Annotated in this window: 15 protein-coding genes and 1 pseudogene; 9 read left to right on the forward strand and 7 right to left on the reverse strand. The window is 65.9% G+C overall.

All coding sequences use genetic code 11. The features are described 5' to 3' along the window. The 4 genes and pseudogenes from GM672_RS28520 to gloA form a co-directional block, all read left to right on the forward strand. Nucleotides 1-710, forward strand: a pseudogene (locus GM672_RS28520) (hypothetical protein); the annotation flags it as partial. Then, nucleotides 707-1612 (forward strand): hypothetical protein, encoded by a 906-nt coding sequence (locus GM672_RS25130; RefSeq protein ID WP_155473265.1) that lies wholly within the window; start codon nt 707-709, stop codon nt 1610-1612. The pseudogene GM672_RS28520 and the gene GM672_RS25130, both read left to right, overlap by 4 nt. Nucleotides 1613-1871: 259 nt before the next feature. Beyond that, a complete protein-coding gene (locus GM672_RS25135; protein WP_155473266.1) occupies nt 1872-2582 on the forward strand; it encodes a hypothetical protein in 711 nt (236 codons plus the stop codon). A 127-nt stretch (nt 2583-2709) separates the two neighbouring features. Beyond that, nucleotides 2710-3120 carry a lactoylglutathione lyase gene (gene gloA, locus GM672_RS25140; RefSeq protein WP_155473267.1) on the forward strand — a complete coding sequence of 137 codons (411 nt, stop codon included), beginning with the start codon at nt 2710-2712 and terminating at the stop codon, nt 3118-3120. Between the two features lie 68 nt (nt 3121-3188). Here the strand turns inward: gloA and GM672_RS25145 are convergent, their stop codons facing one another. The 4 genes from GM672_RS25145 to GM672_RS25160 all read right to left on the reverse strand — a co-directional run bounded on the left by GM672_RS25145 (nt 3189) and on the right by GM672_RS25160 (nt 6427). Next, a complete protein-coding gene (locus GM672_RS25145; protein ID WP_155473268.1) occupies nt 3189-4538 on the reverse strand; it encodes a TolC family outer membrane protein in 1350 nt (449 codons plus the stop codon). Nucleotides 4539-4657: 119 nt separating this feature from the next. Continuing rightward, entirely contained in the window at nt 4658-4981 is a 324-nt protein-coding gene (locus tag GM672_RS25150; protein WP_155473269.1) for a rhodanese-like domain-containing protein, read from the reverse strand. A gap of 9 nt (nt 4982-4990) precedes the next feature. After that, nucleotides 4991-5644 (reverse strand): protein-L-isoaspartate O-methyltransferase family protein, encoded by a 654-nt coding sequence (locus tag GM672_RS25155; protein ID WP_155473270.1) that lies wholly within the window; start codon nt 5642-5644, stop codon nt 4991-4993. Nucleotides 5645-5791: 147 nt separating this feature from the next. After that, on the reverse strand, nt 5792-6427 hold the full coding sequence (locus GM672_RS25160; RefSeq protein WP_155473271.1) for a TetR/AcrR family transcriptional regulator: 636 nt from the start codon (nt 6425-6427) through the stop codon (nt 5792-5794). Between the two features lie 210 nt (nt 6428-6637). Here GM672_RS25160 and GM672_RS25165 point away from each other — a divergent pair, with 210 nt between their 5' ends. Next, complete coding sequence (locus tag GM672_RS25165; protein WP_155473272.1) at nt 6638-7537, forward strand: flagellin N-terminal helical domain-containing protein; 900 nt, start codon at nt 6638-6640, stop codon at nt 7535-7537. A 110-nt stretch (nt 7538-7647) separates the two neighbouring features. Here the strand turns inward: GM672_RS25165 and GM672_RS25170 are convergent, their stop codons facing one another. Continuing rightward, nucleotides 7648-8352, reverse strand: coding sequence for an MHFG family PEP-CTERM protein (locus GM672_RS25170; RefSeq protein ID WP_188915935.1), 705 nt, complete (start codon nt 8350-8352; stop codon nt 7648-7650). A 154-nt stretch (nt 8353-8506) separates the two neighbouring features. On the opposite strand from GM672_RS25170, the gene GM672_RS25175 reads away from it, so the two are divergent. From GM672_RS25175 to GM672_RS25185, 3 genes are all read left to right on the forward strand, one after another. Next, the gene (locus GM672_RS25175; protein ID WP_229427690.1) at nt 8507-9742 is read left to right on the forward strand and encodes a DUF445 domain-containing protein; all 1236 of its coding nucleotides are present in this window, start codon (nt 8507-8509) and stop codon (nt 9740-9742) included. Nucleotides 9743-9802: 60 nt separating this feature from the next. Next, nucleotides 9803-10060 carry a YkgJ family cysteine cluster protein gene (locus tag GM672_RS25180; protein ID WP_155473273.1) on the forward strand — a complete coding sequence of 86 codons (258 nt, stop codon included), beginning with the start codon at nt 9803-9805 and terminating at the stop codon, nt 10058-10060. A 101-nt stretch (nt 10061-10161) separates the two neighbouring features. Beyond that, nucleotides 10162-10935 (forward strand): hypothetical protein, encoded by a 774-nt coding sequence (locus GM672_RS25185; protein WP_155473274.1) that lies wholly within the window; start codon nt 10162-10164, stop codon nt 10933-10935. A gap of 63 nt (nt 10936-10998) precedes the next feature. Here GM672_RS25185 and GM672_RS25190 read toward each other — a convergent pair whose 3' ends face one another. Beyond that, a complete protein-coding gene (locus GM672_RS25190) occupies nt 10999-11484 on the reverse strand; it encodes a GNAT family N-acetyltransferase (RefSeq protein WP_155473275.1) in 486 nt (161 codons plus the stop codon). 97 nt (nt 11485-11581) lie between these two features. Here GM672_RS25190 and GM672_RS25195 point away from each other — a divergent pair, with 97 nt between their 5' ends. Continuing rightward, entirely contained in the window at nt 11582-12691 is a 1110-nt protein-coding gene (locus tag GM672_RS25195; RefSeq protein ID WP_155473276.1) for an alpha/beta fold hydrolase, read from the forward strand. Here the strand turns inward: GM672_RS25195 and GM672_RS25200 are convergent. Next, the coding region (locus GM672_RS25200) for a substrate-binding domain-containing protein (RefSeq protein ID WP_170300235.1) at nt 12692-13109 on the reverse strand (418 nt) is incomplete at its 5' end.

Consider the following 13109-nt stretch of genomic DNA (forward strand, 5'->3'; position numbering starts at 1 on the left):
GGCCGGCCCAGGCCACGGGCGACGACGCGGCCGCCAACGACCGCCGCACGCCGGCCCGGCGCGCCGCCGACGAAGCCCTGCGCAAGAAGATGGCGGGCGACTACGAGATGTCCGCGCGTGAACTGGTCAGCGGCATCCGCCTGCGTCCCGACGGCACGTTCAGCTACATGTTGATCTATGGCGGCGTCGACGAGCAGATGGAAGGACGCTGGACCATCGACGAAGGCCAGCTCAGGCTGGTCAACAAGGTCGCGCCCGTGCAGGTGCTGTACACCCCGGTGGCCGATGACCCTGCAACACCGCCACCGGCCGGCCAGTTGGCCGTCAACGTCTACTATCGCGGCAGCAATGTGCAGGGCATGCGCGTGACGGTGCTGGGCGACCAGCCGGCGCTGGCCAGCGGCACCAGCACGCGCGCGGGCTGGCAGGCGGGCTGGCGCGGGCCCGTGCGCCAGATCGTGCTGGCGCACGACGAAGCGGGGGACGGCCGTCCCTTCGTGTTCGAGGTGCCGCCGGCGCAGGCGAACCAGCCCAGCTTCGCGTTCACGCTGCCGGAACAGGTGCCGGGCCGCTCGTTCGACGCACGGCTGGCGGTACGCGGCGACACCCTTGTATGGCCCCGTGCCGAAGGCGAATTTTCGTATCGCCGTGTCGCGTCCCAAGGCAAGCGCCCTTCCCAGTCCCACCGCAAAACCAAAGGCAATCAATGAAACCAGCTGTCGTACTGCCCCTGATGGCAGCCCTGCTGGCCGGCATGGCCGGCTGCTCGCGCGAGGAGCCACCTCCCCCGCCCGCCACCACCGCGAAGGCCGCCAAGCCTGCCGTCACGCCTGCCACCGCGCCCGCCGTCAAGGATGCGTACGCCGAGCTGATGCGCGCCGTCTTCGGTGCCGGCTACCGCGCCGGCAAGGGCAATGCACTGGCCGAGATGCCCGATCCGGACAAGGCCGACAGCCGGCTCGACATGGTCGTGACGGGCCAGTCGTCGACCCGGCTGCCGACCGGCGAGACGGTGCTGGCGGTCAACGGTGAAATGGCCGATGCCAATGGCAACGCCGATTCCAGCCATGCCATGCCGGGCGTCCTCAGCCTTTATGTGCTGGACCAGCAAGACGGCCAGTGGCGCATACTGCGCCGCCACGAAAGCATTGCCTCGCTGGGCTCGTTCGGCCAGCTGGGCGAACTGCGCTGGGTCGCCCCGGCCAAGGACAAGGTCGCGCTGGCGGTACTGCACGGCGGCACGTGGCAGGGCCAGACCATTTCGCTGCTGTCGCTGTTCGACGTGGCGGCGGACAAGGTGCGCGACCTGACGGGCGAGTCCATCGAAATCTACTCGAGCAACGAAGGCGCCTGCGGGCCGACGACGGACGAATGCTGGGAAGCCAGGGCAACGTGGTCCTTCGCACCGGCCGCCACGCCGGCGGCCTATGATGACCTGGTACTGGACTTCGGCGGCGCCAGGCGCACCATCAAGCATCCGGATGCCAAGCCGGACGACGACGCCGACGACGTGGAACGCAATGAAGTGCCACTCGCAGGCCGAGCGCGCTACGCCTTCGATGGGGATCGTTACCGGCTGGTGGAAGGCGAAAATATCGTGCCCGGTATTTGAGGCCGATCGCCGGCCGACGGAGCCGGAATCGAGCAGCACTATCGGCGTTTGCGCCGGGAATCCCGGCCGTACGTAGAATGCGGGCTGATATTTTCCATACCTGCTGACATGTCCCACCTTTCCCTGTTCTGTTGCGCCGCCTTGCTGGCCGCCCTGGCCGGATGTTCGCGCCACGATGCCGGCAAGCCGGCAAACCCGGCGCCGCAAACCAAGGCCCGACCCGTGGCTGCCGCCAGCAAGGACCCCGTATGCCGCACTGATGCTGGCCGTCTTCGGCGCCGACTACGACGCCGTCCGCGGCCATGCCAGCGCCGATCCAGCGACGGATGATATGCCGTTGATCATGACGGCCCACAGCAGCCAGCGCCTGCCGTCCGGCGAAACGGCGCTGGTGGTCGTGGGCCACTTCCGCCGCCCCGCCGGCGAGGAACTGCTCGGCGACGCCGCCGGCGCCCCCGTCAACCTGTACCTGCTGCGCCAGCAGGGCAGCGCATGGACCGTCACGCGGCGCCACGAAGGCATCGCGGAAAGCGAAGGCCACGGCCACGGCATGGAACTGCGCTGGGTCACGCTGGGCCGCGGCATTCCCGGCCTCGCCATCGAGCGCCACTGGCTGGGGCAAGGCTATGTGGGCGCCTGGCTGTCGCTGTTCGACCCGGCCAGCGCGCGGCCGGCCGACCTGACGGGCCAGGGCATCATGATCAAGTCGGACAATCGCGATACCTGCGAGCGCGCCTGCTGGTCCGGCCAGGCCAGTTGGCGCCTCGTGCCCGGCGCCGGGCGCTACCATGACCTCGTGCTGTCCATTTCGGGCGAGGCAAGCGGGGCATCGGCCGATGCGGAAGGCAACGACGAGCAAGCCGCCGGCGAACTGCCACCGGCCCGCTCGCTGGCCGGCACGGCGCGCTATACCTTCGAGCAGGCCAGCTATCGCCTGCGCGAAGGCGAGAACACCTTGCCGTCGTTCTGAACTGATCAAATCGCACGCAAGCGGCCCGCAGCCCTGTCGATCCCGGCACGGCCGATGGCGCAGGTCAGCAAACCCAGCCGAAAAAGCCTACAATCGCCCCTTTCGCACCACACACGAGAGATTCACCATGCGCATCCTGCATACGATGCTGCGGGTCGGCGACCTGCAGCGTTCCATCGACTTCTACACGAAGGTGCTCGGCATGAAACTGCTGCGCACCAGCGACAACCCGGAGTACCAGTACACGCTGGCCTTCGTCGGCTACGGCAACAACCCGGATCACGCGGAGCTGGAGCTGACGTACAACTACGGCGTCACCAGCTACGAGATGGGCACGGCCTATGGTCATATCGCCATCTCGACCACCGACATCGTGTCCGCCTGCGCGGCCGTCAAGGCCAATGGCGGCAACGTCACGCGCGAGCCGGGCCCCGTCAAGGGCGGCACGACGATGATCGCGTTTATTACCGATCCGGACGGCTACAAGGTCGAGCTGATCGAGCGCTCCTTCGACGGCGAAGGCGGCGGCCTGCGCTGACCGGCCACTGCCGCAAAAAAAAGCCGGCCCTGCGATGCAGGCCGGCTTTTTTGTTGGCGCGGGAACGATCAGTTGGTCAGCAGCGCGTTCACGGGCACCAGGTCCGCTTCCTTCAAGGTGCCGGCGGCCGCCTTCAGGCGCAGGCCGTTCATGATGGTGTCGTAGCGGGCCTTCGACAAGTCGCGCTGCGTCGAGTACAGCTGCCGCTGCGCGTTCAGCACGTCGATATTGATGCGCACGCCCACCTGGTAGCCCAGCTTGTTCGATTCCAGCGCCGACTTGCTCGACACCTCGGCAGCTTCCAGTGCGCGCACCTGGGCCAGGCCGCTGTTGACGCCCAGGTAGGCCTGGCGGGCGTTCTGGGCGGCGCTGCGGCGGCTCGCTTCCAGGTCGTTGCGCGATTTTTCTTCCAGCGCGATCGATTCGCGCACCTGGCTGGTGACCTGGAAGCCGCTGAAGATCGGCACGGTCCAGCTGATACCGACGGCATTGTTTTTCGTGACGCCGCTGGCCGTCTGGCTCTGGCGCAGCGACTGCGCCACCAGGTCGACGGTGGGCATGTGGCCGGCGCGGGTACGGGAAATTTCACGCTTGGCGATTTCCACCGCCAGCTGCTGCACGGTCACGGCGTAGTTCTGCTGTTCGGCCGACGAGATCCACGGCTCGATCGTGGCCGGCTCCGGCGGCGCAATCCTCACGCCCGTGCGCAGGGTGGCCACGGAAGCCGGCGCCGTGCCGATGATCTGCTGCAGCGCCGTGCGGCGCACTTCCAGGTCGTTGATGGCGGCAAATTCCTGCGCCACCACCAGGTCATACGCGGCCTGGGCTTCATGGGTGTCCGTGATGGTCTGCGTGCCCACCTCGAAGTTGCGCTTGGCCGAAGCCAGCTGCTCGGTGGTGGCCGACTTCTGGGCCTGGATCGAGGCCAGGTTGTCCTGCGCCGTCAGCACGTCGAAATAGGCCTGGGCCACGCGTACGATCAGGTCCTGCTGGGCTTGCGCGAACTGGGCTTCGGCCTGGGCCTGGGCCAGCTTGCTCTGCTGGTACTGCTGCCAGTTGCCCCAGCGGAACAGCGGCTGGGTCAGCGACAGCCGGTAGGTATTCGCGCTGTTGTCCCGGTCGCTGCCTGTGATGGGCGTGGGCGTGCCGGCGACGTCCACGATGGTCCCCGCGTTGGACGGCGTGAAGTCGCCGTTGTTCTTCAGGTGCTCGCCGGTCAGGCCGATCTGCGGCAGCAACAGCGAGCGCCCCTGGATGCTCCGTTCCTGGCCTGCCGTCAGCGCATTGCGGGCACTGGCATACGTGGCGTCGTTCGCGAGTGCTTGCTGGTAGACTTGGATAAGATCGGCCGCCTGTGCGCCCTGTGCAAGAAGCGTGACTGCGCTGGCGATCAGCACGGCGATAAGGGGTCTCTGCATTGCATTCTCCGATGAGTCGTCAAAAAGTTTTTAGGTTTATTGCTTGAAAACTATCCCTGCCCCGCCGCCGCACTGTTTCGGCCCGCATCGGCCGGCACGAGCCGGCTAATGCCTACTGCCTAGTACTTCGGCATCGAACCATCGACCTGCAAGGCCCAGGCGTGGATGCCGCCCGTCAGGTTGCTGACCTTGCCGAATCCATGCCGCTCGAGAAACGCGGCCACCTGCAGGCTGCGCGCGCCGTGGTGGCAGATGCAGACGATTTCCGCGTCTTCATCCAGGTCGTCGATGCGGGCCGGAATGGTCTGCATCGGCATCAGCGCTGCGCCGTCGATATGGCAGGTCTCGTATTCCCACGGTTCGCGCACGTCCAGCAGGAAGGGCTGCGGACGGTCCGGGTCGGCCAGCCGGGCGGCCAGTTCGGGAGCGGTCAGATGGTCCATGGCCGTGCCTTAGAACGTGAAATGCGACGGTGTCACGGCCGCGGCCAGGGGCGGCACGTCCGTTTCGAACAGCTTTTTCGTGTCGTAGCCGTTCTCGCCCGTGCGGGTGATCAGGTGCGCCGACATGACGGGCGATTCGCCGATGATGGCCAGGATGCGCCCGCCCACCTTGATCTGCTGCAGCACCGCTTCGGGCAGCACGGGCAACGCGCCGGAGAAGACGATGACGTCGAACGGGGCGCCATTGGTCCAGCCCTGGGCGCCATTGCCCAGTTCGACGGTGACGTTCGAGATGCCGTTGGCGGCCAGGTTCTTCTCGGCCTGGGCTTTCAGTGCCGGATCGATCTCGACGGCGGTGACGTGGCGGGCACGGTGGGCCAGCAGTGCGGCGACGTAACCGGTGCCGGCACCGACCAGCAGCACGTTCTCGTGCTTCTTGACCTGTACGTCCTGCACGATGCGCGCTTCCAGCTTGGGCGTGAGCATGGCGCCGCCACCCGGCAGGGGGATGCTGGTATCGACGAAAGCCAGGGCCTTGTAGGCTTCCGGTACGAAATTCTCGCGCTTAACGACCATCAACAGATCGAGGATATCGGTGTCCAGCACATCCCAGGGACGGATCTGCTGTTCGATCATATTGAAGCGGGCTTGTTCGATATTCATCTTGATTGACTCGGTGAAGGAATAAGAATCCGTCATTTTATCGTTGAACTGGTCAGGACGGCATATTAACGACAATGACAGCCGATGGCGGGAATTTGCGACAGTCTGCAGTTTGCGGGGGCTGAAGGCCCTAAAATGCCGACCCGGTCAGGGCGGCGGACGCAGGCCCCGCTCGACCAGGCCCAGGAAGGCATCCATGAAGGCTTCCGGGTCGAAGCCCTGGGTATCGCAGGGGAAGAAGCTGTGTGACCACAGCATCAGCATGATGACCGGCGCCGTCAGCACGCGCGTCATGATGTCCGGATCGAGGGCGACGAATTCGCCGTTGGCGGCACCGCGGCGCAGGATCGACGCCACCAGGGCGTTGCCGCGCTCGATCACTTCGTCATTATAGAAGCGGGCGATCTCGGGGAAATTGCCCGCTTCGGCCATGATCAGCTTGGCCAGGCCGGCAGCGCGCGTGGACGCCACCTCGCTCCACCATTTCAGCAGCATCACGCGCAGCAGTTCGCGGCAGCTCGCCTCGGGCGCGGCCGCAACGTCGCTTTCGGCCTTGCCGATGACGTCGACGATATTTTCCCGCACCACGGCCTTGAACAACTCTTCCTTGTTTTCGAAATACAGGTACAGGGTGCCCTTGGACACGCCGGCGCGGCGCGCCACGTCTTCCAGGCGGGTCGCGGCATAGCCACGGTCGACGAACAGGTCCAGCGCGGCGGCCAGCAGTTCCTGCGGCCGGGCGTCCTTGCGACGCTCCCAGCGCGGCTTGGGTTCGGATTGCATAGAGAGGGAAAACTCAGGTGGAAATTACTTACTGATTGGTCATTAAATCATAGACCTGCCGATGTGTAATCGTCAAGGTCGCACGGCTGACCCGAAAAATAAATCAAAATATTCCCGTACGGCATTTAACGTCCGGGCCGGGACGGTCGTCTTGTACTGATGAGGGCGCAGAAAGCTGCTCTGAACGAACCACCTAACTGGAGTACTAAAATGCTGAGCCTGCACACCAACAACGCCGCCCTGTCCGCACAGAATTCGTTGACCCGCACCCAGGGCAACCTGTCGACGTCGATGACCCGCCTGTCGACCGGCTACCGTATCAACTCCGCCATGGACGACGCGGCCGGCCTGCAGATCGCCACCCGCCTGAAGACCCAGACGAGCGGCATGCAAGTTGCAATGCGTAACACCCAGAACTCGATCTCCCTGATGCAGACCGCCGAAGGCGCGCTGGACGAGACGTCGAACATCCTGAACCGCATGAAGGACCTGGCCACGCAAGCTGCCGACGGTTCCTCGACCAAGGACGACCAGTCCGCCATGCAGGCCGAGTTCGACTCGCTGAGCAACGAACTGGGCAACATCATGACGAACACCAAGTTCGGCGGCACCAACCTCTTGACCAGCGGCACGGGCAAGCTGGCGACGACGATCACGTTCCAGATCGGCGCCGACAAGGACGAAAAAATGACCGCCGATTTCACCACCGAAATGACGGCCGTGCATGACAAGATCAAGGCTGCCGCCGACCAGTTCGACGGTGCCACCGGTGCCGCCGCCGCTGCGGCCGGTACGGAAATCTCCGGCGCCGATGCCACCACGGGTGCCACCAACGCCAATACGACGATCAAGGACCTGTCGGACGCCATCGACGCCGTCGGCACGATGCGCTCGAAGCTGGGTGCCGTTTCGAACCGCCTGGATCACGTCAACAGCAACCTGTCGAGCATCTCGACCAACACGAAGAACGCTTCGGGCCGCATCATGGACGTCGACTTCGCCACGGAATCGGCCAACATGACGTCGAACCAGATGCTGCTGCAAGCCGGCACCGCCATGCTGAAGCAGTCGAACAGCCAGTCGTCGCTGGTCATGTCCCTGCTGCAATAATCTTGACCGCCGGTTCGCCGGCCGTGCAAAAAAGCCAACCGCATTTCGGTTGGCTTTTTTTTTTGGCGCTGTGCCCGCGGCCGGGTGACAGCGCCTTTTTCCTTGCGTCCTTACTTGCGCCGCCATCGTGCCGCCAGCAGGCCGACACCTGCCAGAAGCATGGCCCAGGTAGAAGGTTCCGGCACGGGCGCCAGCGGCAGCTCGCCCACCGGGTAAAACCATCCCGCGCCCGGCCCCGGATAATCGGGCAGCGGCACTTTCGGGACCGGCACACCAGGGCCAGCCCACGGCGGCATGTCGTCGCCGGGCGCCGGCGCGGCGGAATACGAGGGTCCGGCCGGCGGCGGGAACGGCGGCAGTTCGACCGGTGCGGGCGAACCGCCGCCGTGCCCGCCACCGCCCCCCGCCCCGGACGTGACGACGCGCCGGATACGGCTGACATTGCCACACACCTTCGGCACCAGGATGCATTCGTTTTCCGCGCAATACACGGCTGCGGGCTCGCGGTGGGCACTTTTCCACTTCGTGCGCGTGACGGTGCGGCACAGTTGCCCCTTGCCGAAGTGCATGTCCCCGATGCGCTGGTCGTATTGAAAGTGCCCTTCGATGCGGTCGCGGCCGATCTGCACGGTGTCGTCCGGTATGCCGGCGGCGATGCGCTGCGCCAGCAAGGTGCGGGTACTGGCGGGAATGTCGCGGTAGTGGGCCAGGGCCGCCTCGGGCGTGCCCCGGTAACGGTTGACGCCCGGCCGATCCCAGGAACAGACCGGTTGCACGAGCAGGGCCGCAGCGGCGGCGGCAAGCATGATGGCCATGACGGGCTCCCATTTAGTCTCCGATCCAACTGTAAAGTTTTCCGACAAGCTGGGCCGTGCGTTCGCGAACGCATGACGCAATATGTGAACTGCACCCCACAGCCGACGCCGGCAATACGGCACAATCGGGCCATCGGAATCATGGGAGAAAAGGGTGCCGAACAAGAACCCGCTGCAACGGCTGCGACGCATACGCCGCGTGGCCACCTGCCTGCTGGCCGGCATGGCGGGCATTTTTGTCGCCGCGCGCCTGATGCAGGGGCAGTACCCGTGGCTGGGTTTCGTGGCCGCCTTTGCCGAGGCGGCCATGGTGGGGGGCCTGGCCGACTGGTTCGCCGTCACCGCCCTGTTCCGCCACCCGCTCGGGCTGCCGATTCCCCATACGGCCATCATTCCCCGCAACAAGGACCGCATCGGCGTCAACATCGCGGAGTTCCTGGAACACAACTTCATTACGCACGAAGTGCTGCACGACGAGCTGCGCGACGTCGATTTCGCCGGGGTCAGCGCGCGCTGGCTGGGGCGCGACGAAAACAGCCGGGCCGTGGCCGAACGGCTGGTCGGCACCATCCCCGCCATCGTCAACATGATCGACGACCGCGACGCGGCCGAATTCTTCCGTGGCGCGCTGGGGTCGAGCCTGAAGGATGTGCGCCTGGCGCCCGTGCTGGCCCAGGTGCTGACGGTGCTCGTGGCCGGCCGCCAGCATGTGCTGCTGCTGCAACGCGTGCTGGGCCTGGTGGCCAGGGCGCTGGAGGAAAACCGGCCGTACATCCGCCAGAAAGTGCACGATCACAGCCCCAGCTGGATGCCCCGTGCCATCGACGAAAAATTCTTCGAGCGCCTGATGAACGGCATCCAGAGCATCCTGGACGATATGACGGACGAGAACGGCGAATGGCGGGTGCGCTTCCAGACGGCCATCGAGGAACTGATCGACGAGCTGCAACACTCCCCCGAATACGAGGAAAAACTGCGCACGCTGCTGGCCAACGGCCTGCACCACCCCCTGTTCCGCGAATACGTGGGCGGCGTCTGGGCCGATATCCGCGCACGGCTGCTGTCGGCCGGCACGTCGCCCGAATCGCGCCTCGTGGCCCGGGCCCAGGACGCGCTGCAGGTCTTCGCGGCGGCGCTGGAGCAGAATCCCGCCATCCGCGCCAAACTGAACGACTGGCTGCGCGGCTTCGCCATCGAAGCCATCGTCGAGCGGCGCAGCCTGATCGTCGCCGTGGTCCAGCGCGTGATCGACAAATGGGATGCCGAAACCATTTCGGACAAGCTGGAACAGCAGGTCGGCAGCGACCTGCAATTCATCCGCATCAGCGGGACCCTGGTGGGTGGCGTGGTGGGGCTGCTGTTGTATTGCGTGTCGCTGCTGATCGCCTGATCGCCGCAGCGGCCCCCGGTCGCTGTAAAATACCGGCCCCACCCAGCCTGGACCGACGCCATGAACTGCCGCGACCATTGCGGTGCCTGCTGCACCGCGCCTTCCATCACGAGCCCGATTCCGGGCATGCCGAATGGCAAGCCCGCCGGCGTACGCTGCATCCAGCTGGCCGACGACAACCGCTGCCGCATCTTCGGGCGGCCCGAACGGCCGGCGTTTTGCGGGGGCTTGCAGCCATCGGCGGAGATGTGCGGGTCGAGCCGGGAACAGGCGATTGCCTGGCTCGATGCATTGGAGCGGGCGACAGCACCGGCCTGACCGGCTCCGCACTTTCATCGCTCGCAGGCGGCGCCGTTGTCAAGCACGCGCAGCGGGCACAAAACACGAATGCAGGCAATTTCACACGAGGCTCCGCCAGTATGCATGAGCGCTACATCCCCTCGACCGTTGCGGACTATCACGGCTATCTCGTCTCCGTCCTGTTCAACAGCCCGGATCGGTTCACGGCATTCGATGACAAGCCGGTCGATCAGCAGGAAGCGCTCCGGGCCGCCTTCGACGTGCTGCAGGAAACCTTCCCCCTGGTCGACAGGAAGCTCAAGGACCCCTACCTGGCGGCCATACTGCGTGAACTCCTCGTGATGGCCTATGGATTTTTTGCCGGCGGGGACGATGAAAATGGCCGCTATGCACTCCAGGAGGTGGAGGGGTCCATCTGGCCCAGCCGGCAGGTTCCGCCAAGGCATGCACCCGCGGCCGAACACCGGGTCCACGGCAGATCGGAGCGTTATGCGGGTGTGACGCCGAGTCCCTTTCCCCGCCAGGGAACCATCGAAGACATGGGCCATTCCCAGCTGAAGCTGTTCAAGGCAGTATTGAAGACGTATGACGACGGCAGCGATGTCTTGCTTCCAGCAAAGGAGCACTACTGGCTCCTCGACCAGGATGGGGTGGCACGACGCTTCAGCGCACGCTCGAGAAAGGCTGCGATGGCGCGATTCAGCGAGGCACTGACAGCACGTACCGCACTCGCAGCCCTGCATGCGGTGAATGTCTTTGGCAGCTTGCTGGTGTTCGACGTCGAGGAAGCCGCTCGTCCCCGGGTTTCTGTCAGGGGAAAGCCTGCTATGTTTCAGCATGGAACGCCGAATTACATTGTCGAGGAAGCGAACTGGACCGGCATGGCCGGTTGAAACGGCGGTGTTGGTGCCCGGCCTCCTTGCGGCGTCCAAAAAGGACGCCGTGCCAGCGCTTCCTTAAGCGGGCACCACCCACGCCATCTTCTGCACCGAAATAGCCGGATGGCTGGCCAGCGGCTCCCATTCGGGCAGGAAGACAAAACCCTGCCGCCGATACAGCGTTGCCGCGCCGAGGTTTTCCGGCGCCACGTCCAGCACCACGCGCCGGTGGCCCCGTGCGACGGCCCTGTCCTTGGCCGCTTCCACCAGCCGGGCCGCGACACCGGTGCCCCGGTGCGTCGGCGCGACCCACATGGCGATCAGGTTGTAGTGGCTCTGCCCGTCCACCACGCCGGCGACGATGCCGATGGCCGCGTCGCCATCGAAGGCCAGCAGATACTCGGCCTGCGGCGTGCCGGCGGCGCGGGTTTGCCATTGTTCGTCGGTATAAGCTGCCGCCGCAGCGTGCGTGACGCCGAAGGCGGTGGGGGCATCGCGCAGCGCGGCCAGCCGGATGGCTTTCAGGCTGCGCCAGTCGTCTATCGTGGTGGGGCGGATCGTCATGGTCGGCTCGGCAATATGGAAACATCATCATCGCACCGGCACCACGTTTGCGCAAACCCGCGCTATCATCGCCCCATCACGACAGCGGAGGCAGGCGATGAAGCGACAGTGGCTGGCAATGGGCATGATCGTGGCGGCGCTTGCCGCCCGCGGCGGTGAACTGGAAGACGCCAGGGCCTACCAGAAATCGCGCGCCGCGGTGGCCGACCTGACGCGCATCACCGCGCCCACCGGCATCCAGGAATCGTACAAGGCCGACATCGGCGGCATCGGGCAATGGCTGTATGTGCGCGGACAGGACCGGGCCAATCCCATCATCCTGTTTGTCCACGGCGGCCCGGCGTCGCCCGCCATCCCGACGGCGTGGCAGTTCCAGCGCCCCATCGAGGAATATTTCACCGTCGTGCATTGGGACCAGCGCGGCGCCGGCCTGACCTATCGCGACAACCCGCCCGCGCAGGTGGCACCCACCTTGACGGTGGCGCGCTACGTGGACGACACCATCGAGGTGGCCGAGCACCTGCGCAAGCGCCATGGCAAGGGGAAGATCATCCTGATGGCGCACAGCTGGGGCACCGTGCCGGCGCTGGGGGCGGCCCTGAAGCGCCCGGACCTGTTCCACGCCTACGTTGGCGTGGGCCAGGTGATCAGCACGCGCGAGAACGAACGTATCAGCTTCGACTATGCGCAGGCCGAAGCGACGAAGCGCAACGACCAGGAAGCATTGAAGGACCTGGCTTCGATCGCGCCCTACCCTGGCGAGCTGCCGATCACGCGCGAGCGCATCGTCACGGCGCGCAAATGGCCGCAGCACTATGGCGGCCTGTCGGCCTTTCGCAGCGAGTCGACCTACTATTTCGGCGGCCCCCGCCTGTCGCCGGACTATGCACCCGACGACGTCGCCACCATCGACCAGGGCAATGTGTTCAGCCTGGGGCGGCTGCTGCCGGAATTCGTCACGGTCGACTACAGCCGTGTCGATACCTTGCGCATTCCCGTCGTGATGTTCCTCGGCCGGCACGACTACACGACGCCGACGGCGCCCACCGAGGCATGGCTGCGCAAGCTGCGCGCGCCATACAAGCAGGCCGTGTGGTTCGAGCGCTCGGCCCACATGGTGCCGTGGGAGGAGCCGGGCAAGACCCTCGTCAGCCTGCTGCGTTATGTGCGCCCGCTGGCCGACGGCAAGATGCCGGCCGCCGAATGACTACGTGGTGCCCCGCTCGACGATGGTGAAGCCCACGTCGCGGATCGGCTGGGCCACCGTTTTCCCTTCGGCGCGCTGGATGATGTAGCGCGCCGCCGTGTCGCCGATCAGGGTGCCGTCGATGCGCACCGTCGTCAGCGCCGGCTGCAGGTCGCGCGACAGGGCCAGGTCGCCCATGCCGACGATGGCCAGCTGCGCCGGCACGGCGATGCCCAGCGCCTGGGCCTCGATCAGCACACCCAGCGCCACCATGTCGGAACTGCAGAAGATGGCGTCGATGCCCGGCGCGCGCGCCAGCAGCGCACGCAGGCCTTCACGGCCGCTGGCGACGGAACTGGGCGCCGGCACGGTGTGCTGCGGCAGTTCCGGGCCGGCGCTCATCCCCAGCGACAGCGCCGCCGTGGCGAAGGCGCCGCGG

The organism is Pseudoduganella buxea, from assembly GCF_009720835.1.
Classification (GTDB): domain Bacteria; phylum Pseudomonadota; class Gammaproteobacteria; order Burkholderiales; family Burkholderiaceae_D; genus Rugamonas; species Rugamonas buxea.